Source organism: Hydrocarboniphaga sp. (assembly GCF_965279055.1).
GTDB lineage: Bacteria > Pseudomonadota > Gammaproteobacteria > Nevskiales > Nevskiaceae > Hydrocarboniphaga.
In genome coordinates this window covers 4,597,351-4,621,020 of record NZ_OZ257125.1, presented here as the reverse complement: position 1 = coordinate 4,621,020, position 23,670 = coordinate 4,597,351, and the positions used below count along the sequence as shown (strand labels likewise).

The 23,670-nt window shown below is 66.7% G+C and carries 21 protein-coding genes; 8 read left to right on the top strand and 13 right to left on the bottom strand.

The window, feature by feature from the left end:
* Window positions 1–45 precede the first annotated feature (45 nt).
* On the bottom strand, window positions 46–330 hold the full coding sequence (locus ACQZF9_RS20715) for a hypothetical protein (protein ID WP_428310859.1): 285 nt from the start codon (window positions 328–330) through the stop codon (window positions 46–48).
* Between the two features lie 274 nt (window positions 331–604).
* Window positions 605–1,507: a LysR substrate-binding domain-containing protein gene (locus ACQZF9_RS20710; protein ID WP_428310858.1), complete on the bottom strand. Its 903-nt coding sequence runs from the start codon at window positions 1,505–1,507 to the stop codon at window positions 605–607.
* A gap of 134 nt (window positions 1,508–1,641) precedes the next feature.
* Between ACQZF9_RS20710 and ACQZF9_RS20705 the strand changes: the two genes are divergently transcribed.
* A complete protein-coding gene (locus ACQZF9_RS20705; protein ID WP_428310857.1) occupies window positions 1,642–2,343 on the top strand; it encodes a pirin family protein in 702 nt (233 codons plus the stop codon).
* A 133-nt stretch (window positions 2,344–2,476) separates the two neighbouring features.
* Here the strand turns inward: ACQZF9_RS20705 and ACQZF9_RS20700 are convergent, their stop codons facing one another.
* A complete protein-coding gene (locus tag ACQZF9_RS20700; RefSeq protein ID WP_428310856.1) occupies window positions 2,477–3,451 on the bottom strand; it encodes a DUF3187 family protein in 975 nt (324 codons plus the stop codon).
* A 131-nt stretch (window positions 3,452–3,582) separates the two neighbouring features.
* On the opposite strand from ACQZF9_RS20700, the gene ACQZF9_RS20695 reads away from it, so the two are divergent.
* Window positions 3,583–4,653 (top strand): 3-deoxy-7-phosphoheptulonate synthase, encoded by a 1,071-nt coding sequence (locus tag ACQZF9_RS20695; RefSeq protein ID WP_428310855.1) that lies wholly within the window; start codon window positions 3,583–3,585, stop codon window positions 4,651–4,653.
* Window positions 4,654–4,705: 52 nt separating this feature from the next.
* Here the strand turns inward: ACQZF9_RS20695 and ACQZF9_RS20690 are convergent, their stop codons facing one another.
* The 6 genes from ACQZF9_RS20690 to ACQZF9_RS20665 form a co-directional block, all read right to left on the bottom strand.
* Entirely contained in the window at window positions 4,706–5,002 is a 297-nt protein-coding gene (locus ACQZF9_RS20690) for a hypothetical protein (RefSeq protein ID WP_428310854.1), read from the bottom strand.
* The gene (locus tag ACQZF9_RS20685; RefSeq protein WP_428310853.1) at window positions 4,999–6,048 is read right to left on the bottom strand and encodes a DUF5924 family protein; all 1,050 of its coding nucleotides are present in this window, start codon (window positions 6,046–6,048) and stop codon (window positions 4,999–5,001) included. The genes ACQZF9_RS20690 and ACQZF9_RS20685 overlap by 4 nt, the downstream gene beginning before the upstream one ends.
* Before the next feature lie 88 nt (window positions 6,049–6,136).
* On the bottom strand, window positions 6,137–7,261 hold the full coding sequence (locus ACQZF9_RS20680) for a TonB family protein (protein ID WP_428310852.1): 1,125 nt from the start codon (window positions 7,259–7,261) through the stop codon (window positions 6,137–6,139).
* A gap of 184 nt (window positions 7,262–7,445) precedes the next feature.
* Window positions 7,446–9,431 carry an SDR family oxidoreductase gene (locus ACQZF9_RS20675; RefSeq protein ID WP_428310851.1) on the bottom strand — a complete coding sequence of 662 codons (1,986 nt, stop codon included), beginning with the start codon at window positions 9,429–9,431 and terminating at the stop codon, window positions 7,446–7,448.
* 48 nt (window positions 9,432–9,479) lie between these two features.
* Window positions 9,480–10,307, bottom strand: coding sequence for an SDR family oxidoreductase (locus ACQZF9_RS20670; protein WP_428310850.1), 828 nt, complete (start codon window positions 10,305–10,307; stop codon window positions 9,480–9,482).
* A 151-nt stretch (window positions 10,308–10,458) separates the two neighbouring features.
* Window positions 10,459–10,884, bottom strand: coding sequence for an HIT domain-containing protein (locus ACQZF9_RS20665; RefSeq protein WP_428310849.1), 426 nt, complete (start codon window positions 10,882–10,884; stop codon window positions 10,459–10,461).
* Between the two features lie 102 nt (window positions 10,885–10,986).
* Between ACQZF9_RS20665 and ACQZF9_RS20660 the strand changes: the two genes are divergently transcribed.
* Entirely contained in the window at window positions 10,987–11,631 is a 645-nt protein-coding gene (locus ACQZF9_RS20660) for an NAD(P)H-binding protein (RefSeq protein WP_428310848.1), read from the top strand.
* A gap of 89 nt (window positions 11,632–11,720) precedes the next feature.
* Here the strand turns inward: ACQZF9_RS20660 and ACQZF9_RS20655 are convergent, their stop codons facing one another.
* Complete coding sequence (locus tag ACQZF9_RS20655) at window positions 11,721–13,391, bottom strand: DUF1631 family protein (protein ID WP_428310847.1); 1,671 nt, start codon at window positions 13,389–13,391, stop codon at window positions 11,721–11,723.
* A gap of 155 nt (window positions 13,392–13,546) precedes the next feature.
* Here ACQZF9_RS20655 and metH point away from each other — a divergent pair, with 155 nt between their 5' ends.
* From metH to ACQZF9_RS20635, 4 genes are all read left to right on the top strand, one after another.
* On the top strand, window positions 13,547–17,449 hold the full coding sequence (gene metH, locus ACQZF9_RS20650; protein ID WP_428310846.1) for a methionine synthase: 3,903 nt from the start codon (window positions 13,547–13,549) through the stop codon (window positions 17,447–17,449).
* A gap of 178 nt (window positions 17,450–17,627) precedes the next feature.
* Entirely contained in the window at window positions 17,628–18,344 is a 717-nt protein-coding gene (locus ACQZF9_RS20645; RefSeq protein WP_428310845.1) for a glycoside hydrolase family 16 protein, read from the top strand.
* Between the two features lie 13 nt (window positions 18,345–18,357).
* Entirely contained in the window at window positions 18,358–18,969 is a 612-nt protein-coding gene (locus ACQZF9_RS20640; RefSeq protein ID WP_428310844.1) for a hypothetical protein, read from the top strand.
* 110 nt (window positions 18,970–19,079) lie between these two features.
* Window positions 19,080–19,727, top strand: a complete 648-nt coding sequence (locus tag ACQZF9_RS20635) for a hypothetical protein (protein WP_428310843.1) — start codon at window positions 19,080–19,082, stop codon at window positions 19,725–19,727.
* A gap of 44 nt (window positions 19,728–19,771) precedes the next feature.
* On the opposite strand, the gene ACQZF9_RS20630 is transcribed toward ACQZF9_RS20635, so the two are convergent.
* The 3 genes from ACQZF9_RS20630 to ACQZF9_RS20620 all read right to left on the bottom strand — a co-directional run bounded on the left by ACQZF9_RS20630 (window position 19,772) and on the right by ACQZF9_RS20620 (window position 22,198).
* Window positions 19,772–20,605 carry a DUF4394 domain-containing protein gene (locus ACQZF9_RS20630; RefSeq protein WP_428310842.1) on the bottom strand — a complete coding sequence of 278 codons (834 nt, stop codon included), beginning with the start codon at window positions 20,603–20,605 and terminating at the stop codon, window positions 19,772–19,774.
* Window positions 20,606–20,785: 180 nt separating this feature from the next.
* On the bottom strand, window positions 20,786–21,664 hold the full coding sequence (locus tag ACQZF9_RS20625) for a class I SAM-dependent methyltransferase (protein WP_428310841.1): 879 nt from the start codon (window positions 21,662–21,664) through the stop codon (window positions 20,786–20,788).
* Between the two features lie 51 nt (window positions 21,665–21,715).
* Complete coding sequence (locus tag ACQZF9_RS20620; protein ID WP_428310840.1) at window positions 21,716–22,198, bottom strand: FKBP-type peptidyl-prolyl cis-trans isomerase; 483 nt, start codon at window positions 22,196–22,198, stop codon at window positions 21,716–21,718.
* A 307-nt stretch (window positions 22,199–22,505) separates the two neighbouring features.
* Here ACQZF9_RS20620 and ACQZF9_RS20615 point away from each other — a divergent pair, with 307 nt between their 5' ends.
* Window positions 22,506–23,612 (top strand): efflux RND transporter periplasmic adaptor subunit, encoded by a 1,107-nt coding sequence (locus ACQZF9_RS20615; protein ID WP_428310839.1) that lies wholly within the window; start codon window positions 22,506–22,508, stop codon window positions 23,610–23,612.
* Window positions 23,613–23,670 lie beyond the last annotated feature (58 nt).

Genomic DNA, 23,670 nt, shown 5'->3' with positions numbered 1-23,670 from the left:
AACGCAGCGACCGGCGCGACGCGTCAACGCGTCGGCGGCCGCGGATCAGGCGAGGGTTTGAGGCGGCGCGCGCGCGCGCGTTTCCGGCGGGATCGCGGAAACGACGCGGGTGTCAATGGAACTACGGGGTGCTTCTGAAGGCTGCCAGTGCGCGACGGCCGGCGAGGCCGGCAGCGGCGCGCCGCCGTCGATGTTGATGCCCAGCGCGCAGATCGAGCAGGCTTTTTCCGCACTCAGCGCCGGATGTTCCAGCGCATGCGCAAAGCTCAGCCACTGCGTCAGCAGTAGCGCTAAAGCCAGCAGCAGGTGGGGAAGGCGGCGAGTCCGCATGCAGCTATTGTGACGGAACGGGATGACAGCGGAAGTGGCTGAGACTGATTGTTACGGTTTTGGTTCCCGTATCACTTCTGTCATTCCCGCGAAAGCGGGAATCCAGTGACGATATCACCACCCCCGCTCGTCCCGAGTAGCGGGCCTTGGCCCGCGTATCGAGGGACCAGACGAAGAGCGCGATCCGATCCCTCGATACGCCTCGCGAGCGAGGCTACTCGGGACGAACGGAGGGTGGTGGAAACCCGCCGCTGACACGCGCAATGACGGCGCCTCAGCAATCACCCAGCAGCTTCACCGAATCCCGCGCCACCGCATCGCGGAACCAGCTCAGCGCACGGCCTTCGCCGCCGCTGCGCCAGGCGATGCGCAGCGGCGGCAGTTCGCGCTCCTGCTCGACTCGCTTGATCCGCAGGCGGCCGTCGGCGACATGGGGCGCGATCATCTGCTGCGGCAGAAAGCCGCCACCGAGACAGGCCAGCTGTGCCTGCAGCTTGGCGTTCAAGGTCGGCACGATCAGCGTCTCCTGGTTCGGCTGCACGCCCTGGCTGCGCGTCGGCAGCCGGCGCGAGGAGTCGGCGGCGACGATGCCGCGATGGCGCGCGATCTGCGCCGGTTGCAGCGGCTCGGGCTCGTCGGCCAGCGGATGCGTCGCCGCGACCGCGTAGACGAAGCGCACGCGGCCCATCTCCTGCGACGCCAGGCCGAAACCTTCCGGCGGCTCGCCGGGGGCGGCCAGCGCCAGATCGGCGCGATTGTCGATCAGCGCGTCCCAGGTACCGCCGAAAATCTCCTGTGTGAAACGCAGCCGCGTGCCGCTGGACAAGGCGTCGAATTCCGCGACCAGCGGGAACAGCCGCTCCAGCGGCAGCACTTCGTCGACGGCGATGGTCAGCTGTGTCTCCCAGCCTTGCGCGACCCGTTTGACGCGGCGCTCCAGGGTCTCGGCCTGGCGCAGCAGATCGCGGCCCTGCTCCAGCAGTTCACGGCCGGCGGCGGTGAGTTCGGCGCGCTTGCCGCTGCGGTCGAACACCGCGACGCCGAGATCGGATTCCAGCTTGTTGACGGTATAAGTCAGCGCCGAGGGCACGCGGTGCAGGCGCTCGGCGGCGCGGGCGAAGCTGCCGGCGGCGTCGATCGCGTCCAGGGTTTCCAGCGCGTCCAGGCTCAGTCTCATCGTGTGGCTCGGATGACAAAATTCAGGGGTTCAGTCGGACTGAAGACTCGTTCCAAATCATTCCGATTTTTTGTTGTGCGCATCGCGCCTACATTGGCTGCATCACTTCTGCAGCACAGACAAGGAGCACCGTCATGATCAAGTTCGAAGCCCGCAACGAGCGCGGCCACGCCGAGCACGGCTGGCTCGACAGCCATCACACGTTTTCTTTCGGCGAGTTCTACGACCCGAACAAGCTCGGCTACGGTGCGCTGCGCGTGATCAACGAGGACAAGGTCGTCGCCGGCGCCGGCTTCCCGCCGCATTCGCATCGCGACATGGAGATCATCAGCTACGTGATCGAGGGCGGCCTGCGCCACCGCGATTCCACCGGCGGCACTTCGGTGATCCTGCCCGGCGAGCTGCAGCTGATGACCGCCGGCAGCGGCATCCAGCACAGCGAGATGAACGCCTCGCCGATCGACCCGGTGCACTTCCTGCAGATCTGGATCGTGCCGTCGGAGCGCGGTGCGGCGCCGGGCTACCAGCAGAAAGCGCTGGACCAGGACGCGCTGCGCCGCGGCTTCGTCACCGTGGTGGCGCCCGGCGGCGAGAACGCGCCGTTCACGATCCTGCAGGACGCGCGCCTGCTGATCGCCTGGCCGGCCGCTGGCCAGCAGCTGACGCAGACGCTGGATCCGCAGCGCCGCTACTACCTGCATCTGGCGGCCGGCGAAGTCACGGTCGGCGGACGCACGCTGAAGGCCGGCGACGCCTTGTCGCTGAGCGGCGAGTCGCTGCTGGAAATCGGCGCCGGCGACGATGCGCAGGTGCTGTTGTTCGACCTGGCGAGCTGAGGATCTCCTTCCCCCGCTAGCGGGGGAAGGCCGGGATGGGGGCGAATCGCTAAACCGTGGCGCCGCGACTTCCGCCCCCACCCTTGCCCTCCCCCGCAGGCGGGGGAGGGGATCGGCCGTCAGGACTTCCTGCTCAGCTGCGCCCACGCCAGCTCAGCCCCAGGTGGATGCTGAAGTCCGGCGACGAGCTGGTGATCGGGTCTTCCTGAAAGCCGAAATCCAGATCAAAGGCCGGGCCGACGTGGTAGCGCAGGCCCAGCGAAAACTGCAGCGCTTCGCGAAACGGATCGAGATCGCCGTCGTAGAGCGCGCCGCTGCCGTACAGCTGCGCCAGCAGCGACAGCGAGTCGATCAAGCGCACCGCCAGACCGGCGCTGCCAAAGGGCACGAAGCGGTTCTGCATGTCGCCCAGATATTTCGTCTTGCCGTTGTACGAGCCGCCGGCCGACAGGAAGCCGCTGAAAATCGAGTCGTCCGGGAAAGGCAGTGCATAGTCGCCGTACACCGCGACGCCGCTGTTGCCGCCGGACAGATGCGATTCGCTGCCGGTCGGGAACTTGACCTCGCTGCGCAGCGCCAGGCCGTCCAGCGCCTGCCAGCCGAAGCCGATGCGCAGATCGCCGAGGTCGGCACCGCTGCGGTGTTCGTCGAGCAGCACCTGGCCGTCGCGCTGGTACTCGTAGAGATAGCGGTCGCGCGGCGCGTCCTCGCGGCCGCCGTTGGGCAGGCCGAAGGCGCTGTGCCAGTTCTCGACCGGCTTGTCCATGAAACCGCCGCCCTGGTACAGCAGCGGCAGGTCGAACGTCAGCTCCAGATCGCGGCCGATGCCGCGGCGGAACGCGAAGGTCAGCAGATTGCTTTCGCCGTCCAAAATCACCGACTCGCCGGCGTCGCCGCTGGCGTGGTACTCGGTGGTCAGGTCGTAGCGCAGGTCGGTGATCGAATCGGCCAGGCCCAGCACCTGGGTTTCACCGAGCACCGGCAGCTCGAAAGCACGCGCCAGCGCGCCCTGGTTGTAGACGGCGAGAGGCCGCTCGCCGGCAACGGCACAGGTGCCCGCAGCGACACCCGCCATCAACACGGCAGAACGTGACAAAAGCTTGATCACTGAGGCTCCCTGAAATAATTTGAAACAGTTCCCACGATGCCGAAGCTTAGCTCAGCTCTAGGGCCGCGCGGCGGCCTCTGCTAGCATCCGTGCCCCTTAAAACGCAATCCGCCGATCCGGCAACCGCCATCATGAAGTTCGTCACCGACAACATCCGTGCACGCGCCCGCGCCGTGTCGACCCCGGCCCAGGTCCAGGCCGAGCTGCCGCTGTCCGAGCGCGCCGCCCAGACCACATTCGACACGCGCCGCGAAATCCAGGATGTGCTCGCCGGCCGCGACGACCGCCTGCTGGTCATCGTCGGCCCCTGCTCGATCCACGATACCGCCGCCGCGCTGGAATACGCACAGCGCCTGATCGCGGCGCGCGAAAGCCTGAAGAAGAACCTGCTGATCGTGATGCGCGTGTACTTCGAGAAGCCGCGCACCACCGTGGGCTGGAAAGGCCTGATCAACGATCCGAACCTCAACGACACCTACGACATCGACACCGGCCTGCGCACCGCGCGCAAGCTGCTGCTCGATTTGAACAACCAGGGCCTGGCGGCCGGCGTCGAGTATCTCGACCTGCTGACGCCGCAGTACCTGTCGGACCTGGTCAGTTGGGGCGCGATCGGCGCGCGCACCACCGAGTCGCAGCTGCATCGCGAAATGGCCAGCGGCCTGAGCTGCCCGGTCGGCTTCAAGAACGGCACCGACGGCAGCGTCAAGGTCGCGGTCGACGCCTGCCAGTCTGCGCGCACGCCGCACCGTTTCCTGTCGCTGACCCAGGAAGGCCAGATCTCGATCTTCGAGACCACCGGCAACGAGGACTGCCACATCATCCTGCGCGGCGGCACGCTCGGCACCAACTACGACGCGCAGTCGGTGGAAGCGGCCAGTGCGGCGATGACCAAGGCCGGCCTGCGCCCGGAAATCATGATCGACTTCAGCCACGCCAACAGCAGCAAGCAGCACAAGCGGCAGATGGTCGTGGCCCAGGACGTCGGCGGCCAGATCGCCGGCGGCGACCGCCGCATCATCGGCGTGATGATCGAGTCGCACCTGTTCGAAGGCCGCCAGGAAATCGCGTCGCGCGAGCAGATGAAGTACGGCCAGAGCGTCACCGACGCCTGCATCGGCTGGGACGACACCGTCGAGACGCTGCGCGTGCTGTCCAACAGCGTCGCTGCACGTCGCGAGCGACTGGCGAAGACGGCGTAAAAAGTAGCCCGGGTGCAACCCGGGACGGCCGCAACCCCGGGTTGCACCCGGGCTACTTGATTCGTGCGTCGAGCCAGCGCATCACGCGCTGTGGCTCGTCGCCATTCTTGGCCACGTGCAGTGGCTTCTTGCCGGTAAAACGCCCACCCATCGCCAGTGCCACGCCGTCATCGGGGCACAGGTCCAGGCATTTGCACTTGGAGATCGGCAAGGCCTCTTCCGTGGCTTGCTGCCTGAGCCAGTCGTATAAATCCACGTCACCGACATCGGCGTCGCCGCGCTGCTTTTTCAGGCACTTCCTGCACACCAGCAGGCCGTCTTCGCGCAGGCGTTTCTTCAGCTTGCTCATGACACCGTGAACTCGAGCCGCTGGATCAGCTGGCCGTCGGGCGTTTCCAGATCCACGCGCCAGTCGCCGCGCGGATCTTCGGGGAAGTTGCGCTTGCGGCTCCAGGTGCGCCAGCCGTCCTTGCCGCCGCCGTGAATTTCGGCCGGGATGCGATCCAGCATCCGGCCGTTCTGCACCCACTGGAACACCACGCTCTGCTCCAGGCCCATCGGCGCGCGGATCGCGACGAAGGCGATCGCGCCGCTGCCTTTCAGCGCGCTGGTGGTGAACGAGGTGACCTGGTTGCCGGGATTCAGGCCGGTGATGCTTTGCGTGATCTGTGCCTGCGTCACCGACAGCCCGGCCGGCGGCACATGCGAGCGCAGCAGCCACAGCAGCGCCGGCACCAGCAGCAGGCCGGCCAGACCCCAGGTGCGCGCACGCCGCGTCGCCAGATCCGACCAGACCCGCGGCAGGCCGAGCAGCAGCCATACACCGGTGATCGCCAGCGCCAGCGGCAGTGCATTTTCCAGCTGCACCTTGAGTGCGATCGGAATCACCACCAGCGCGCAAACGAAGCTGCAGTAGGCATGGAACAGCAGGCTCATCGCCGGCCGCTGCGAAATGCGCTTTTCGTAAACCGGATCGAGCACGCTGATCAGCGCGGCGGCGCAGGCCAGGCTGGTGAAGGCCCACTGGCCGAGATCGGGCTGGGTCGCACCGATGATGAAGGGCAGCGCAAAAAACAGCACTTCCTGCTGGATCGACTGCGTCACCATCTGCAGCGCATACGGCGTCCAGCGCGAATTGAATTTGCGGATCAGGTAACGGTGCAGCCAGCCCTGCACCAGCATCCATGGCCAGCCGAGCAGCGCGACGATGGCGATGGTCCGCGCCAGCGTCTCGCCACGACGCACCATGAAGTAACTCGCCGCACCGGCGACGAAGCTGGCCAGCGGCAGCAACCAGGGATAGCGGTCGAGCAGGCTCAGCACGCGCGCCAGCAGCCGCTGCAGCAGCGGCCAGCGCGTGGATTCCGGCGGCGGTGGGGAGACGGCTTCGATCAAGGGGGACTGGCGTTGTTTAGCGCGGTGTAAGGAGAACGGTACAGGCCATTAGGCTGGGCCGAGACTGAAGCGCGGATGAGTCATGGCGTCAGCGGTAGATCTGCACCGGAAAGCTCAGCTCGATGCGGGCCTGCGGTATGTCGGCGGGCATCTGCGGCACCGGCGAGGCGCGCAGGATGACGTCGGCGGCCTTGCCGTCCAGCGCCGCATCGCCGGTGCTGCGCATCACCTGTGCGCCGAGCACCCGGCCGGCGCGGTCGATGCTGAAGCGCACTTCCACGGTCAGCTTCGGCGTCGCGCGGATCGCTTCGGCCAGCACGATCTGGTTGGTCTGGAACAGATGCGTGGTCAGTTTCTGGAAGAACTCGCCGCGGCCGCCGACCGCCACGCCCGGTCCGCGATCCGGCGCCGGCTGCGCGCCGGGATACGCGGCGACGGTCGGCGGCGGCGAGGCCAGCGTATCGTCGCCGGCCGCGCGCGGCGGCAACGGCGGCGCGATCGCGATGTTCTCAGGCGGCGCGCCGCGATAGGTCTGTACCGGTGCGTAGATCTGCGGGCGTATCGGTTGCTGCAATGCTGACTGCGCAGGTTTAGGCGCCGCAGCTGCCGATGGCGGCGCTTTCTCGATCGGCTCGCCCTTCGCGATTTCGCGCTTCGGCGTTTCGGCCGGTTTGCTCGGTGCCAGGATTTTTTCAACCGGCGCGGATGCCGGCGGCCCGGGGCGCTGCGCTTCGATCACCGTGCCATTGCCGGCGACGTTTCCGCCGCCGGTCGCCAGCCTCAGCTCCGCGACCAGCCGCGTGGTCGGTGGTGTTGCCGCTTTGGGTCGCGCGCGCTGATCGGCCGCCAGCGCCTCGACAGCGGCGGCGCCGAGGCGGCTGCTCATCGCCAGCTTGCCGGCCGGCGCCCTGGCGGCGCCGGGCAGCACCAGGTCTTTCGGCGGGCTGCTGCGTGCAATCGCCCCCAGCTCGGTCTGCATGCGGAAGCCGGCCAGCGGCAGACGGATCGGGATCACTTCGCTGCCCGGCGTCGTGGCTTGCGGCGGCGGCAGTGGCGGCGGGCCTGATGCCGCGCCTTTCGCCGAGGTCGCCGCATTGAACAGCAGCTTGAGATTGGGCAAGGTCAGCGCCGCGAGCAGGTGCAAGGTCAAAGCCGTCGCGAACGCGAGCGACAGTCGCGATTGCGGAGTCGGTTTGATCAGAACGGCGGCCATTGGCCGCAAAGGCTAAGCGATGCGTGGGCGGTGCGACAAAACTCCGTTCCTCCCGAGTAGCCGCGAAGCGGCGTATCGAGGGACATTCGCGGCGTTTGGTCGCTGTGTCCCTCGATACGCGCCGTTGGCGCTACTCGGGAGGAACGGAGTTTTGTTGGCCTTTTCGAGTGCGCCGCTGCGAGTGCTACCAGTGCTCGCCCTTGAACACGTTGGCGAACACCATCTGCTCCAGCGTCGGCTTGTGGCCTTCCTTGCGGCCCTGGCGCGCGGCCGAGGACGACGGGAACAGGCGGAAGCCCCAGCTCAGCACATAATCGTTGAGCTTGGGCCACAGCGCGTAGCTGACGCTGGCCGCGGTGCCGAGCGTGGTCGCGACCGACTTGGGCCGCTCCAGCACCGCCTTGATCACCACGTCGCCGGCGGTGTCCGGGCTCCAGGTCGGCACGTAGTCGTACATCTTGGTCGGCGCGATCATCGGCGTGCGCACCAGCGGCATGTAGATCGCCGTGGTGTGGATGTTGTGGTTGCGCACTTCGGCCGACAGGCAGCGCGTGAACGCATCCAGCGCCGCCTTGCTCGCCACGTAGGCCGAGAACCGCGCCGCGTTGGCGAGCACGCCGATCGAGCTGATGTTGACGATATGACCGCTCTTGCGCTTGGTCATGCTCGGCAGCATTTTCAGGATCAGGCGTACCGCGCCGAAGTAGTTCAGGTCCATCGTGCGCTGGTAATCGTGGAAGCGCGTGCTCGATTCCATTACTGCGCGGCGGATCGAGCGGCCGGCGTTGTTGATCAGGATGTCGACATGGTCGAAGTCGCGCAGCACCTCGTCGGCCATGCGGTCGATGTCTTCCATGTTCGACAGGTCGCAGGGATACACGTAGGCCTCGCCGCCGGCGCGCTCCAGCACGGTCTTGGCTTCCTCGAGCTTGTCGAGCGTGCGCGCCACCAGGATCACCTTGGCACCGGCGGCGGCGAATTTCTTCGCCGCGTTGAAGCCGATGCCGGAGCTGCCGCCGGTGACCATGACCACCTTGCCGGCGAGCTTCTGCATCGCGTCGGCCGGGATTTTCACTTTCAGGTCCAGGAACAGTTCCCAGTAGGCCCAGAGCTTGTCGGCATAGTCGCGGATGTCCGGGCAGGCGACGCCGGTGCCCTTGAGCGCAGCGCGCGTGCGCTTGTTGTCGAACACCGCGCGGTTGAACGAATAACCGATCACCGACATTGGCACGCCGACGGTATCGGCGATGCGCTTCTGCACCGACTTGGGCACCGCGGCGGCCGCGCGCGAGCCGAGATTGCGCGCGAAATCCGGGATGTTCGGCAGCTGGATCTTGGTGGCGAATTCCGGCCCGTGCGCGACTTCCATGCAGGTGGCGATCAGCTCGCCGACGGTCGGCGACTTGTTCTGCATCAGGTGGAAGGTCTGGCCGTCGAGCTTGGGCTGATGCGCGATCGCGTCCATCGCGGCGGCGACGAAATCCACCGGCACCACCGGCATGCGGCCGCCTTCGATGCCCAGCAGCGGCAGCCACTTCGGCACCTTGTGGCTGATTTTCTGCAGCGCCTTGAAGAAGTAGTAAGGACCGTCGATCTTGTCCATCTCGCCGGTGACGCTGTGGCCGACGACGATGCCCGGGCGATATACGCGGAACGGCACCGTGGCCTCGTTGCGCACGATCGCCTCGGACTGGAACTTGGTGCGGTAGTAAGGGTGATCGACGCTCTGGCCGACGTCGAACATGTCCTCGGTGAACTTGCCGACATGCGCTCCGCCGGCGACCGCGACGCTGGAGACGTGATGCAGGCGCACGTCGCCGCCCAGATCGTTGGTGAAGGCCACGACATTGCGCGTGCCCTCGTTGTTGATGCGATCGGCCATCGCATCGTCCATGTTCATGTCGTACAGCGCGGCCAGGTGGAACACGTGGTCGATCTTGCCGGCGAGCTTCTTGAAATCGGCGGGCTTGACCAGGCCGGCTTCGGTGATGTCGCCGTACACCGGCACGATGCGCCTGGCCGCATCACCGTAACGCAGCGCCTGCTCGGCGAACTTGTCCTTGGAGGCTTCGCGCACCAGCACGAAGACCTTGGCATCGTCGCGTTGCAGCAGCTTTTCCAGCAGGAACTTGCCAATGAAGCCGGTGGCGCCGGTAACGAAATAATTCATGCTGCTCTCTCCTCGCGTTTTATATTTTTTAAATGCCCAAGCCGATGCCTACGTGGGGCGGCCGCCCTTGAAGTGTTCCATGCTGCTGTAGATGTGAAAAATCTTGTCGGCGATCAGATCCCACAGCTTCAGCGGCAGCAGGCCGCGGCTGAGCATCGCCAGGCGCACGGTCCACGGCAGGGTCAGCTGCGGCTTGCCGGCTTTCATCGCCGCCCAGACTTTGTCCACCACCACCTGCGGCGTCAGGATCGGCGTCATCAGCGGCGCTTTCACGCCCTCGAACATGCCGGTGGAAATGTAGCTCGGCATCACCGTGGTCACTTTCACATGCTTGTGGCCGGCCTGTTCCAGCTCCAGCCGCAGCGAATCGCTCCAGCCGATCGCCGCCCACTTGCTGGCGCAGTAGACGCTCATGCGCGGATTGCTGACGGTGCCGGCCGCCGAGGCGATGTTGATGATGCGGCTCTGGCGGCCGCCGGTGATCATCGCCGGCAGGAAGGCGCGGGCGATGTACATGATCGCCAGCGAGTTCACCGCCATCGTCAGCCAGATGTCGCGGCGGTTGTCGTGGTCCCAGAAATACTTGCCGCGGATGATGCCGGCGTTGTTGAACAGCAGGTCGATGTCGCCGATGTCACGCTGCACCTGTGCCGCGTTCTTCTCGATGTCCTCCAGGCTGGAGACGTCGACGAGGTACGAGAACACGGTGCCGCCGGCGGCTTTCAGCTCCGCGACGGTTTCGTCCAGCGCGGCCTGGTTGATGTCCCACAGCACCACCGCGCCGGCCTTTTCGCGCACCGCGAGTTCCGCGTACAGCTTGCCCATGCCCATGGCGGCGCCGGTGATCAGGATCTTCTTGCCAGCAACGGTTTCCATCACGCACTCCGAATCGCAATTGTGTCGGGTCGAACCGTCCCGGCCGCGGCGGCATTACGCCGCGATCTCGTATGAAGGACAGTTCGGATTACGCCAGTGTGTTGCCGCCGCCCGCCGACCGCAATAAGCAGCCTGCATTGGCGACGTGGCGCTACAGCCAGCGCCAGTCGGCGCCGAGCCGCGGACGCAGCGCCTGCTGCCGTTCGCTGATCTGCCCGGGCGTATAGGGCACGGCCGGATGCCGGCCCCAGACCGGCGCCGGCCAGGCCGGATCGCCGATCCTGCGCACGACATGATGCAGGTGCAGCTGCGGCACCATGTTGCCGAGCGCGGCGACATTGAGCTTGTCGCCGCCGAAGGCCTGCATCGCCGCGCGGCCGAATTCCACGGATTCCGCCAGCAGCTGCTGCTGGCCGGCCAGGTCCAGCTCGTAGATTTCGCGCAGGCCGGCGCGGCGTGGCACCAGGATGAACCAGGGGTACTGCGCGTCGTTCATCAGCAGCAGCCGCGACAGCGGCGCGTCGGCGAGCACCGTGCAGTCGGCGGCGAGCTGGGGATGCAGGCTGAAGTCGGTCATGGCGGCAGGGGCTTAGGCAGGCGGCCATTATGCCGGCGCCGCGCTTGGGCCCACCGAGGCCTTGCTGGCATGCTGCGGCAGGACCTGGAAGGAGCGATGCCCGTGACCCGAACCGCGCTGCTTGCCGGCAGCACCGGCCTGATCGGTACGCAGCTGCTGCAGCAGCTGCTGGACGAGCCGCGCTACTCGCGCGTGACCGCGCTCAGTCGCCGCGCGCTGCCGGTGCAGCATCCACGGCTCGAGGTGGTGCTGAGCGATCTGGACGATCTGTCGGTGCACGCCGATGCCCTGCAGGCCGACGATGTCTACTGCGCGCTCGGTACGACGATCGCCAAAGCCGGCTCGCGCAAGGCGTTCGCGCATGTCGATCACGATCTGGTGATGGCGGTGGCGCGCGCCGCGCATCACGCCGGCAGCCGGCGTTTCATGCTGGTTTCCGCGATCGGCAGCAGTGTGAAATCACCGGCGTTCTACAGCCGCGTCAAGGGCGAAGTCGAACGCGATCTGCGCGGCGTCGGCTTCGAGGCGCTGCATATCCTGAGGCCGTCGCTGCTGATGGGCGAGCGCAGCGAATCGCGGCCTGCCGAACAGATCGCGCAGAAGCTGGCACCGGCCCTGGGCCTGATCACGCGCGGCCGGCTGGCGCGCTACGCGCCGGTGAGCGCGCAGCAGGTCGCCGCGGCGATGATCGCCTGCGCGTTCAGCAATCAGCGCGGCGTGCACGTCCACGAGGCGCCGTTCGGCTGAAGCCGCCCCAAGGGAGGACGGCGGGTGTAGCCCGGGTGAAACCCGGGATGGCGTGGTGGTGACCGACCCCAGTTTTCACCTGGATGACCTCAGCTCGCGAAGCGAATCCGGCGCAGTTCCAGATCAGGCCCGTCGTCGGCGGTTCGCGGTGCCTTGTCCGGCCTGACGTTGTCGGCGCCGTCGACAAACTCCGGCAGCTCCAGCACGCCGATGCCCGGCATCGCGCCGGCATTGGCCGCCGCCGGCGCCGACATCGTATCGGCGGCAACCCGCAGCTCGTAATACGCTTCGCGCAGCGCCTGCTGCAGGCGCTCGCAGCGTTCGGCGCGCATGCCGGCCTCGAACAGCTCGGCCGAAACTTCGCCGAGCAGGGCCTCGAACTCGCGTACCCGCGTCGCCTCGCTGCTCAATGCATTGAGTATGCGGTCGAGCAGATCGAGCGCGTCCTGCCAGGGCGCCGACGGACGGCCGTGGCGCAGCAGGCGCTGCGTCAGCAGCGGCCCCCAGCCGCCACGCAGGAACAGGCGCAGGCCCTGCGGCCGAGCATGCGGCAGGGTCGCATGCTCCAGCGCCTGCGCGACCTGGCGACGCGCCTCGCCGATGCGCGCTTCCTCGCGGCTGCTGTCGTGCTGGCGCAGCTGGTCCAGGCAGGCGTCGATCTGCGCGATCGTCAGCGCCGTCAGCAGCGGCAGGCCGCTGGTGACGAATTCGGCGCTCATCGCCACCTGGTCGACACGGGAGCAGGCCTGGCGGCGCCGGCGCTCGTCTTGGTGATCGCAGGCGTCGCGCAGCAGCGAGCGCAGCGGGTGGCCGGCGCTGAGCAGGAAGCCGGAGTCGGCGAGCACGATTTTGATCAGCGTGAAACGCAGCCGCTCGACGTCCTGGCGCGCGGCCGGCGTCAGCGGCTCGAACCAGCTGGCGCAGAGCCGGCACAGCAGCGCGATGCGCTGCACCACCGGCTGGCGCTCGACTTCATCCGGCGCGGTGTCGCGGATCAGCGCCAGCAGGCTCGCCGCCAGCCGCGAATCGGCGCGGTGCAGGCCGCCGGCCGGCTCGCGGCGCAGCGCACGCAAGGTCGCGTCGTCGACGCACAGGGTCTGATGGTGGGCCGGCATCGACGGCGTCGGCGCGGTCGCGGCCGGTTCGGCGGCGCGCCGATCCAGGGTCTGCAAGGCCTGATCGTAGAGCTCGGCGAACGCGGCATTGGCGGCCGGCTCGTACAAGGCGAGCAGCACCTGACGCTGCGCCAGATCGAAGTCCAGCGCCTCCAGCGCGACGCGAAAGCTCTCCAGCGCGGTCGCCGGTGAATACACCGCCGGCGCGATCGGCAGCGCGCTGCGCCGTACCAGCGCGCGCAGCCGCTGTTCCAGCGCGTTCAAGCGAGGTTCGTGGGTGGCGCGTAGCCGGCGCGCCAGTTCGTCCAGCGCCATCTGCTCCTGCAGCGCCTCGGCCGGTGGCCGGGTGTAGCGCTGCAGCTCGCGCTCGGCGCTGCCGCCCGGCGCCTGCGCCTGCGCCAGCGGGTCGAAGCGACGGCCGATTTCGCGCAGATAGCGCCGCTGCAGGTTGGCGCGGTCCAGGCGCAGCCGGCTGGCGAGGTCGATCTGCAGGCGCGCCTCGGCGGGCGCGCGCTCCACGCTGCGCAGCAGCGCCGCGAGCAGCTGCCGGTGCTGCTCGACTGCGGCTTCGCAAAGCTCGTCGACCAGCGGGTGACCGCCGCTAGGGCTGACGGGACCGCGTCCGGGATCGTAGGTGTGGACCATGCGCCAGTGTCGCCGCCCCGCAACGACGGCGGGCAGTGGGTAAGATCAATGGATGCGCGGCTGCTGATAGGCGGTTCATGGGGTCTCGGGGGCGCGCGCAGCCGGATTCATCCGTCTATCCGGATGACAAGATATCCGGCGGGTTATAATCGGCCATGTACGACGCCAGCCCCGCCCTCCGCCCCGACTGTTCCGATGTCCTCAAGCGCCTGCTGGCCGAGCGGGTGATGGTGCTCGACGGCGCCATGGGCACGATGATCCAGGGCTACCGGCTCGAAGAGGCGGACTACCGCGGCGAGCGTTTTGCCGACTGGCATCGCGATCTCAAGGGCAACAACGATCTGCTGGTGCTGACCCAGCCGCAGATCATTCGCGAGATCCACCGCAAGTACCTCGACGCGGGCGCCGACTTCATCGAGACCAACACCTTCAACGCGCAGGTGATCTCGATGGCCGACTACGGCATGGAGTCGCTCGCGTACGAGATGAACCTCGCCGCCGCGCGGCTGGCGCGCTCGGCCTGCGACGAAGTCACCGCGCTGAACCCGGCCAAGCCGCGCTTCGTCGCCGGCGCGCTTGGGCCAACCAATCGCACCGCGAGCATTTCGCCGGACGTCAACGATCCGGGCAAGCGCAACGTCAGCTACGAAGAACTCGTGGCCTCGTACCTGGAGCAGGCCAATGGCCTGGTCGATGGTGGCGTCGATCTGCTGCTGATCGAAACCATCTTCGACACGCTGAACGCGAAAGCCGCGATTTTCGCCGTCGAGACGCTGTTCGAAGAACGCGGCCGGCGCTGGCCGGTGGTGATTTCCGGCACCATCACCGACGCCTCGGGCCGCACGCTCTCGGGCCAGGTCACCGAGGCGTTCTGGGCATCGGTGCGACACGCGCGCCCGCTGGCGATCGGCCTGAACTGCGCGCTCGGCGGCAAGGACATGCGCCCCTACATCGCCGAGCTGTCGCGGCTCGCCGACTGTTACGTGAGCTGTTATCCGAACGCCGGTCTGCCGAACGCGTTCGGCGAATACGACGAAACCCCGGATGAAACCGCCGCGATCGTGCGCGAATTCGCGCAAGCCGGGCTGATCAATATCGTCGGCGGCTGCTGCGGTACCTCGCCCGGCCACATCGGCGCGATGGCGCGCGAAGTCGCCGGCATCGCGCCGCGCGTGCCGGTGCCGCACGACGGCATCACCAAGCTGTCCGGCCTGGAGCCGCTGAACCTGACCAGCGCGATCCGCTTCGTCAACGTCGGCGAGCGCACCAATGTCACCGGCTCGGCCAAGTTCCGCGATCTGGTCAAGGCCGGTGATTACTCGGCGGCACTGACCGTCGCGCGCCAGCAGGTCGAGGCCGGCGCGCAGGTCATCGACGTCAACATGGACGAGGGCATGCTCGACGGCGTCGCGGCGATGGACCGGTTCCTGAAACTGATCGCGTCCGAGCCCGACATTTCGCGCGTGCCGGTGATGGTGGATTCGTCCAAGTGGGAAGTCATCGAAGCGGGCCTGCGCTGCGTACAGGGGAAGCCCATCGTCAACTCGATTTCGATGAAGGAAGGCGAAGAAAAATTCATTCGCGAAGCGCGGCTGTGCCGCAAATACGGCGCCGCGGTCGTGGTGATGGCCTTCGACGAAGAAGGCCAGGCCGACAACCTCGAACGGCGCAAGACCATCTGCGGCCGCGCCTACAAGATCCTGGTCGAGCAGGTGGGCTTTCCGCCGGAAGACATCATCTTCGATCCGAACGTGTTCGCGGTCGCCACCGGCATCGAGGCGCATAACAACTATGGCGTCGATTTCATCGAGGCCGCGCGCTGGATCAAGCAGAACCTGCCGGGCGCGCACATCAGCGGCGGCGTGTCCAACGTCAGCTTCTCGTTCCGCGGCAACAATCCGGTGCGCGAGGCGATCCACAGCGTGTTCCTGTATCACGCGATCAACGCCGGCATGGACATGGGCATCGTCAACGCCGGCGCGCTGGTGGTCTACGACCAGCTCGATCCCGAGCTGCGCGAGCGTATCGAGGACGTGATTTTGAATCGCCGCGCCGACGGCACCGAGCGCCTGCTCGAAATCGCCGGCAAGTTCAAGGGCGACGGCAGCAAGCAGGAAGTCGCCGACGAAGCCTGGCGCTCGCTGCCGCTGGGCGAGCGCATCACTTATGCGCTGGTGAAGGGCATCGACCAGTTCGTCGAGGCCGACACCGAACTGTTGCGCGCCGAAATCTTCGAGCGCGGCGGCCGCCCGATCGAGGTGATCGAAGGCCCGCTGATGGACGGCATGAACGTGGTCGGCGACCTGTTCGGTGCCGGCAAGATGTTCCTGCCGCAGGTGGTCAAATCCGCTCGCGTTATGAAGAAGGCGGTGGCCTACCTGATCCCGTTCATCGAAGCGGAAAAGAAGCCCGGCGACGTGGCCAAAGCCAAGGGCAAGATCCTGATGGCGACGGTCAAGGGCGACGTGCACGACATCGGCAAGAACATCGTCGGCGTCGTACTCCAGTGCAACAACTACGACGTCGTCGATCTCGGCGTGATGGTGCCGTACCAGAAGATTCTCGACGCGGCGAAAGCCGAGAAAGCCGACATCATCGGCCTGTCCGGCCTGATCACGCCGTCGCTGGACGAGATGGTCACGCTCGCGAAAGAAATGGAGCGTCAGGGCTTCGACATCCCGCTGCTGATCGGCGGCGCCACGACGTCGCGCGCGCACACCGCGGTGAAAGTGTCGCCGCAGTATCACGGCCCGGTGGTGTGGGTGAAGGACGCCTCGCGCTCGGTGCCGGTCGCCTCCGCGCTGCTGTCAGACGAGCAGCGGCCGAAGCTGATGGCCGAGGTCAACAAGGATTACCAGGCGATCCGCGAGCGTCACGCCAACAAGGACCGGCAGGAAAAATATCTGCCGATCGATGCCGCGCGCGCCAATCGCACGCCGATCGACTGGAGCACGGCCAAGCCGTTCCGTCCGCGCATGCTGCTGCAGCAGGCGAAGGATGTCTGTGAAGGCCCGGCTCGCGTCCGGCCGCCTGCCGATCCGCGAGATGAGCCGGGCGCGAGCCACGCGACGTCTCCCGCACCCGCTTCGCTGCGCGAAGACACCGTGTCGACGTCGCCCTGCGATCACCACCATGAGCACGCGACGCAGTTCATCAAAACGCTGCGCGACTATCCGATCGCCGAGCTGCGCGAGTACATCGACTGGCAGCCGTTCTTCATTTCCTGGGAGCTGAAAGGCCGCTTCCCGGATCTGCTTAACAACCCGGCCAGCGGCGAAACCGCGCGCAAGCTGTTCGCCGACGCCAACAAGATGCTCGACGACATCATCGAGCACAAATGGCTGCGCGCCAACGCGGTGTTCGGCCTGTTCCCGGCAAACGCCGTGGACAACGACGACATCGCGATCTACACCGACGAGACCCGCCAGCACGAGCTGACGCGACTGCACAACCTGCGGCAGCAGAGCGAGCACCGCCCTGGCGTGCCGCATCGTTCGCTGGCCGACTATGTCGCGCCGGCGTCGACCGGCCTGCACGACTACGTCGGCGCGTTCGCGGTGACTGCCGGCATTGGCAGCAGCGAAAAAGTCGAAGAGTTCAAGCGCAACAACGATGACTACAACGCGATCCTGCTCGAGTCGATCGCCGATCGTCTGGCGGAGGCTTTCGCCGAACGCCTGCATCAGCGCGTGCGCAAGGAATGGTGGGGCTTCGTACCCGATGAGCGCCTCGACAACTCCTCGCTGATCGACGAGAAGTACCAGGGCATCCGTCCGGCGCCGGGCTATCCGGCCTGCCCCGAGCACACCGAGAAGGGCACCTTGTGGCAGCTGCTCGACGTCGACAACAACGCCGGCATCACGCTGACCGAGAGTTATGCGATGTGGCCCGGCGCCGCGGTTTCGGGCTGGTACTTCGCGCATCCGGAATCGCAGTACTTCGTCGTCGGCCGCATCAACAAGGATCAGGTCGCCGACTACGCCCGGCGCAAAGGCTGGACCATGGCCGAGGCCGAAAAATGGCTGGCGCCGAATCTGGGATACGAGCCCGAGGACTGATTCCCGGTCTGTTGTAGGAGCGGGCTTGCCCGCGACCGGCTGGCTCGCAGTCGCGGGCAAGTCCGCTCCTACAGGTTCGGCTCTTGTCGCCGCAAATCTGCCGCCGAGCCGTCCCCCCTGGTCGTCACCACGGCGCTGGCGCAAGCTGTAGAGACGAATATCCAAGGGGCGTCCAACGATGAAATCTTCGATGCGCGCGTCGGCGGCGCTGATCGCCAGCCTGCTGCTGACGCCGGCCTGGGCTGCTCCGCGGCTGATTGACTTCGCCGGCTACCAGTGGAGCGTGAAGAGCAGCGGCGACGACGTCGCCGGCCCGGGGCCGAATCATTTCTCCGACAGCAGCAACAACGTCTGGGTCGATTCCAAGGGCAAGCTGCATCTGAAAATCACCCAGGACGGCCAGGGCAACTGGCAGTGCGCCGAGGTTTATCTGAACCAGTCGCTGGGCTATGGCACCTATCAGTTCAAGCTCGCCACCGATCTCGGCGACATCGATCCGAACATCGTGCTCGGCCTGTTCACCTACGACGTGTCACCGGCGCAGCACTATCGCGAAATCGACATCGAGTTCGCCAAGTGGAGCGTCGTCGACAATCCCAACAACGTGCAGTACACGGTGCAGCCGCCGCGCGACGGCACGTTCTACGAATGGTCGCTGGCGACCGGTTACGCCAAGACCACGCACCAGTTCAAATGGGCGGCAAAAAAAATCGCGTTCAGCAGCAAGGCCGGTGATGTGACGCTGGCGCAGTGGAGCGATACGCGTGCCGGCAGCATCCCGACGCCGGGCAATGAAGTCGTGCATCTGAACCTGTGGCTCAACCAGGGGCAGCCGCCGATGAACGCCTTGCCGATGGAAGTGGTCATCAGCGGCTTCAGTTTCACTGCGCCTTGAACGGCAAGCCCGGATGAAGTTGCCCGCGCGCTGGCCGCTGCTGCTGTGCATCGCGCTGCCCGCGATCGCGGCGGGCTTGTGGTGGTGTCTGCGCGCACCGGCGCAGCACCCGGACAGCGCGCGGTATCTGCAGCGCGAACCCGCTCTGGCGCTGGTCGCGGGTTTCGTCAGCTATGCGAGCATCGCCGACACCGGCGCGCTGTTGCGGCAGCAGGGCCATCCCTGGTCGCGGCGCACGTTGGCGCGGCCGCCGGATCCGCGTTATCCGCCGCATGTGATCGATACGATGACGGTCGAGCGCTTCGTGATGCTCGGCACCGCCGGCCGCCTGAGCCTGCAGTTCTTCAACGACCGGCTGTTCGAAGTCGATTTCAAACCCGACGACGCGGCCGCCTGCGCCAGCGCATTGAAGCGCGCCGATACGCTGCTGCGGCGTGATCGCAACGGCCGCGCCGAGCGCGTCGACGGCGCCTGGCGGCTGGCGACCAATGTCGAACTCGCCGCCAGCACGGTGGGGAAGAGTCTGGCGACCGAGCCCTACCTGCTGTGGCAGGACCTGCGCCTGACCGCTCAGCGCGACGACTGGGACGCGCGTTTCGGCGCGTTGCCGTACCGGCTGCCGTGACGACCGGTGGCCCGATCAGGATGACCGGGTGTCACTGCGGTCGCGGGCCTGCCGGTCGTGTCTGAGGCAATATCGGGCGCCTGCTTTAGCGGGCAGCACCGGGAATCGCCATGAGTTCCGCGACGCCTTACGCCATCATGCTGGTCGTGTGCGCATCGGTTGCGACTACCTGGTATGGCCTGCGCGCGGATCTGCCGAGCCGCTTCAAACCCAAGCAGCCCGCGCCGACGGTGCAGGTCTCAAGCGAGGATTACACGCGCCGCCAGCCGGGCCGCCCGCTGTTCGCCGGTCTCAGCAGCTACGCCAGCCTCGACCAGGTGCGCCGTGAGTTCAGCGCCAAAAAACTCGAGCCCGAACACCGGCTGATGACGCCACCGCCCGACCCGCGCTACCCGGTGCATGCGATCGACACGCTGACACTGCAGCATTACCCGCTGCTCGGCACTCACGGCCGACTGACCTTGCAGTTCTTCAACGACCGGCTGTTCGAAGTCGGCTACAAGCCCGACGACGCGGCCGCCTGCGCGCGCGCGCTGAAAGGCGCGCTGCCGCAACTGCGCCGCGACGCCAACGGCCGCGCCGAGCACATCAGCGGCAGCCAGCGCGTCGCCAGCAACGTCGATCTGGCGGCAAGCAGCGTCGGCCAGTCGCTGAACACCGAGCCCTACGTCATCTGGCAGGACCTGCGCCTGATCCGCGAACGCGACGACTGGGACCAGCGCTTCGGCTCGCTGCCGTATGACAGCGCTGGCGACTAAAAAAAACCGGCCGCAGCGGCCGGTTTTTTTTGATGCAGTCGCTACTAGGGCGCCAACTGCTGGCCCAGCGGCACGGCGATGTCGGTGACGCTGAAGGTGCTCGCGAAGCGGTTGAACAGCTGCGCTTCGCCGGTCAGCAGGTTGATCGAGTACATCCCGGTGACGCCGCCGACGCTGAGGCTGGCGAGCGCGATGTTGACGTTGTTGCGGTTGGTCGACGACAGGTCGGTGTAGATGTCGAAGCCGACTGCGCTACCGGTGTCGACGGCGAGCTTGCCGGTGAGGGCCAGCGAGCCGTTGTTCGGCGGGCTCTGCAGCACCACCTGGTCGAGCGCCGGGTCGATGTCGAACAGGCTGGTGCCGGTCAGCAGATCGAGATCGTTGTTGGTGTAGGCCGCGGCGGCGATGCCGGGCACGGTGGTGCCGGGGGTGTAGTTCAGCGCGCCGTCTTCCAGTGTGACGCCGCCGGTGTTGACGTTGTGGCGCAGGTTCTGGCCGGCGTTGCTGATGATACGCAGGCGATCCGCCGCGGGGTTGAAGTCGACGCCGAACTGAGTGCCGCTGAGCGACACGCTGAGGTTGTTGACCAGCGTGGCCACCGCGGTGCCGGTATCGATGGTGTAAACACCGCCGGCATTGCCGACGCCGTACAGCTTGCCGTCCTGAACGCGGTAGTCGATACCGACGATCGAGGTGTCGGTGGTCAGGCCGCTGATGCTGCCGATCGCGACGGCCTTGTTGGCCTTGCCGGCGGCGAAGCTGATCAGCTGCTGGTCGCCGGTCAGGCCGATGACCTGCAGGTCTTTGACGTCGACGCCGGCATGCGCCAGGCCGCTGCCGACCAGCATGGCGGCGGCCAAAAGGGTTTTACGGATCATGTTCCACTCCTGATGATGGGGATGTTTCTCGCCGGGTTCCGGTTATCCGGAAACAAATGGGCATCATCGGTTACGAGCTGTTACCCGAAGTGGTTGCGGAATCGGTCGCCGCCGGCCCCGTCAGCAGCTAGACAAAATCTCGACAAGCGTGGCTCCCCGCCCGAAGAGCGGCGGTGGTTGTCAAGGCGCCGCAGGCGCCGGTACGGCGGGTTTGACGAACTTCAGCGTCATCCGGTCGGACTCGCCTATCGTCAGGTACTTGAGCCGGTCGACTTCGCCCAGGCGCAGCGTCGGCGGCAGCGACCAGACGCCGCCCGGATGGTCCTTGGTGTCGCGGGGATTGGCGTTGATCTCTTCCCAGGCGACCCAGGTGAAACCGGCGTCCTGCGCCAGCTGCACGACGTATTCCTGGCTGACATAGCCGGTGCGGATCGAGTCTTCGCGCGTGGTGTCGTCGAAGCCGCGGTGCTCGACGATGCCGAGTACGCCGCCCGGTTTCAGGGAGCGATAGAACGTGGCGAACATCTCGCGCGAATTGTCGTCGGCCAGCCAGTTATGCACGTTACGGAAGGTCAGCACCATGTCGGCCGTGCCGGGCGGCACCGGCATGTAGAAATTGGGCTTGCCGATGCCGGTCAGCTGCACGCGGCTGAACAGCTGGGGGTTGCCGGCCAGCGCCTTCTTGTACTGGGCCAGCGTCTTCTTCTGGTAGTCCGGCGCGCTGGGCGCGTCCGGGTACTGCGCGGCAACGTAGCGGCCGCGTGCGCGCAGGAACGGCGCCAGGATCTCCGAGTACCAGCCGCTGCCGGGCCAGACCTCGACCACGGTCATATCGTCTTCGATGCCGAAGAATTCCAGCGTCTGCAACGGATGGCGGTAGAGGTCGCGGGCGCGGTTGGCATCGCGATACGGCGCGGCGATCGCCTGTTCCAGCGTAATCGGCTGGAATACTTCCACCGGCGGCGGTGGCGCCGCGACACAGCCGGCGGCCAGCAGCGCGCCCGCCAATACCGCGACAGCGAGCGGCCCTGCGGCCGCACGAGATTTCAAACCCGGCATCGAAAAACTTCCCGCAACAGGCGGCACCGAGGCGCCGCCTACTGGTGATGACTAGTGGTGATGGCCGCCTTCGCCGTGCACGTGACCGTGCTCGAGTTCTTCGGCGCTGGCTTCGCGCACGGCGGTGATCTCGACATCGAAGTTCAGGTTCTCGCCGGCCAGCGGATGGTTGCCGTCGACGGTGACCATATCGCCGGCGACGCGTGTCACGGTCACGCGGCTCGGACCCTGCGGGCCGTCGGCGGTGAAGCTCATGCCCGCCTTGATGTCCTTGATGCCCTGGAACGCGCGGCGCGGCACGTCCTGGATCAGGCGCGCGTCGCGCTCGCCGTAGCCTTCGGCCGGCGACACTTTCACGCTGAGCTTGTCGCCCGGGTTCTTGCCGGTCAGCGCATTCTCCAGGCCCGGCACGATGTTGCCGGCGCCGTGCAGGTAGGCCAGCGGCGACGAACCTTCGGAGGAATCGATCACCTCGCCAGCGTCGTTTTTGAGGGTGTAATGGAACGAGACGGCGCAGCGGTCAGCAATCTGCATGATCAAGAGCTCTGTGTGTGTAGCGGGCTACTATGGTAGCCCATCGCCGGCTTTTGCTTGCCGATGCAACCCAAACCGGGTTTGCAGCGTCCAAGGGGCTTGGGATAGCAGTGAATGCTCGCCGGCTCCGCGGGGGAGACCTTGTGAATCACAAGATGGCGATTTTCGCCAAGCACTCGCCGTTTGCGCGCCGGCGCCAGCCGGCCGGCGTAAATTCAAAATTCAAAAACCTTTTTATTCAGCCACTTGCATATGCCCGCAGCTTGGCACAGTGCGTGGAATGCCTGCCTCAAGACTTCGACCATTAATGAATATGACCATCACCAAGACCCTTCAGCGCTCCGCCCTCGCCCCGGCGCTGCTGGTTCTGCTGTTGCTGAGCGCCTGCGGCGGCAAGAAAGAGGAAGAGAAAAAAGAGGAGCCGTCGATACCGGTTGAGACCGCCAAGGTGGTCAACGGGCCGATCGACGCCGCCTACCGCGGCACCGCCACGCTCGAGGCCGAGAACGAGGCCACGGTGATGGCCAAGCAGGGCGGCACCATCGAGCAGGTGCTGGTCGAGGAGGGTGACAAGGTCCGCGCCGGCCAGACCCTGGCCAAGCTCGAGACCGACAAGCTGCGCTTCGAGGTCGCGCGCGCCCAGGCCGACGTCGACCGGCTCGAGCAGGACTTCACCCGTCTGAAGTCGGTCTACCAGCGCAACCTGGTGTCGCGCGAGGCTTACGACAAAACCCAGTACGACCTCGCCGCCGCGCGCGCCGCGGCCGACCTCGCCGCGCTGGCGCTGAAGGAGTCCGAGATCCGCGCGCCGTTCGACGGCGTGGTCAGCGCGCGCTACATCAAGCGCGGCAACCAGATCGTCGCCGGTACCCAGGCGTTTCGCGTGACCCAGCTCGAACGGCTGCGCGCGGCGATCTACGTGCCCGAGCGCGACATCTACAAGCTCAAGCCCGAGCATCACGTGAACCTGTCGGTCGACGCCTGGCCGGGCAAGAACTTCGGCGGCGTGGTCAGCCTGATCAACCCGACCGTCGACGCCAGCTCGGGCACGGTCAAGGTCACCGTGACCATCGACGCCAAGCAGAACGAGCTGCGTCCGGGCATGTTCGCGCGCGCCGAGATCCTCTACGACCGCCGCGACTCGGCGCTGCTGGTGCCGCGCGACGCGGTGCTGGTCGAGGACGCCGCCGAATCGGTCTACGTGGTCGCCGATGGCCGCGCCCACCGCCGGCTGATCAAGACCGGCTACGGCGACGCCGACAACTTCGAAGTCGTCGAAGGCCTCAAGGCCGGCGACGCGGTGGTGACCACCGGCCAGTCCAGCCTCAAGGACGACGCCAAGGTCGAGATCGTGCAGCCCTTGAAGCCGGCGACGCCGGTGACCACCGCCGCGCCGGCCGCGCCCAAGGTCTGACGATGCCCGCGCCCGCCGCCTTGACCGAAACTCCGTTCCTCCCGAGTAGCGCGCGCAG

What these genes read in the sequence shown, in the direction of transcription:
- ACQZF9_RS20675 (WP_428310851.1), bottom strand. Translation starts at nt 9,431, where the DNA reads ATGAATTATTTCGTTACCGGCGCCACCGGCTTCATTGGCAAGTTCCTG.
- ACQZF9_RS20655 (WP_428310847.1), bottom strand. Translation starts at nt 13,391, where the DNA reads ATGGTCCACACCTACGATCCCGGACGCGGTCCCGTCAGCCCTAGCGGC.
- ACQZF9_RS20670 (WP_428310850.1), bottom strand. Translation starts at nt 10,307, where the DNA reads ATGGAAACCGTTGCTGGCAAGAAGATCCTGATCACCGGCGCCGCCATG.
- ACQZF9_RS20690 (WP_428310854.1), bottom strand. Translation starts at nt 5,002, where the DNA reads ATGAGCAAGCTGAAGAAACGCCTGCGCGAAGACGGCCTGCTGGTGTGC.
- ACQZF9_RS20630 (WP_428310842.1), bottom strand. Translation starts at nt 20,605, where the DNA reads ATGATCCGTAAAACCCTTTTGGCCGCCGCCATGCTGGTCGGCAGCGGC.
- ACQZF9_RS20665 (WP_428310849.1), bottom strand. Translation starts at nt 10,884, where the DNA reads ATGACCGACTTCAGCCTGCATCCCCAGCTCGCCGCCGACTGCACGGTG.
- ACQZF9_RS20695 (WP_428310855.1), top strand. Translation starts at nt 3,583, where the DNA reads ATGAAGTTCGTCACCGACAACATCCGTGCACGCGCCCGCGCCGTGTCG.
- ACQZF9_RS20640 (WP_428310844.1), top strand. Translation starts at nt 18,358, where the DNA reads ATGAAGTTGCCCGCGCGCTGGCCGCTGCTGCTGTGCATCGCGCTGCCC.
- ACQZF9_RS20680 (WP_428310852.1), bottom strand. Translation starts at nt 7,261, where the DNA reads ATGGCCGCCGTTCTGATCAAACCGACTCCGCAATCGCGACTGTCGCTC.
- metH (WP_428310846.1), top strand. Translation starts at nt 13,547, where the DNA reads ATGTACGACGCCAGCCCCGCCCTCCGCCCCGACTGTTCCGATGTCCTC.
- ACQZF9_RS20620 (WP_428310840.1), bottom strand. Translation starts at nt 22,198, where the DNA reads ATGCAGATTGCTGACCGCTGCGCCGTCTCGTTCCATTACACCCTCAAA.
- ACQZF9_RS20625 (WP_428310841.1), bottom strand. Translation starts at nt 21,664, where the DNA reads ATGCCGGGTTTGAAATCTCGTGCGGCCGCAGGGCCGCTCGCTGTCGCG.
- ACQZF9_RS20705 (WP_428310857.1), top strand. Translation starts at nt 1,642, where the DNA reads ATGATCAAGTTCGAAGCCCGCAACGAGCGCGGCCACGCCGAGCACGGC.
- ACQZF9_RS20645 (WP_428310845.1), top strand. Translation starts at nt 17,628, where the DNA reads ATGAAATCTTCGATGCGCGCGTCGGCGGCGCTGATCGCCAGCCTGCTG.
- ACQZF9_RS20715 (WP_428310859.1), bottom strand. Translation starts at nt 330, where the DNA reads ATGCGGACTCGCCGCCTTCCCCACCTGCTGCTGGCTTTAGCGCTACTG.
- ACQZF9_RS20635 (WP_428310843.1), top strand. Translation starts at nt 19,080, where the DNA reads ATGAGTTCCGCGACGCCTTACGCCATCATGCTGGTCGTGTGCGCATCG.
- ACQZF9_RS20710 (WP_428310858.1), bottom strand. Translation starts at nt 1,507, where the DNA reads ATGAGACTGAGCCTGGACGCGCTGGAAACCCTGGACGCGATCGACGCC.
- ACQZF9_RS20615 (WP_428310839.1), top strand. Translation starts at nt 22,506, where the DNA reads ATGAATATGACCATCACCAAGACCCTTCAGCGCTCCGCCCTCGCCCCG.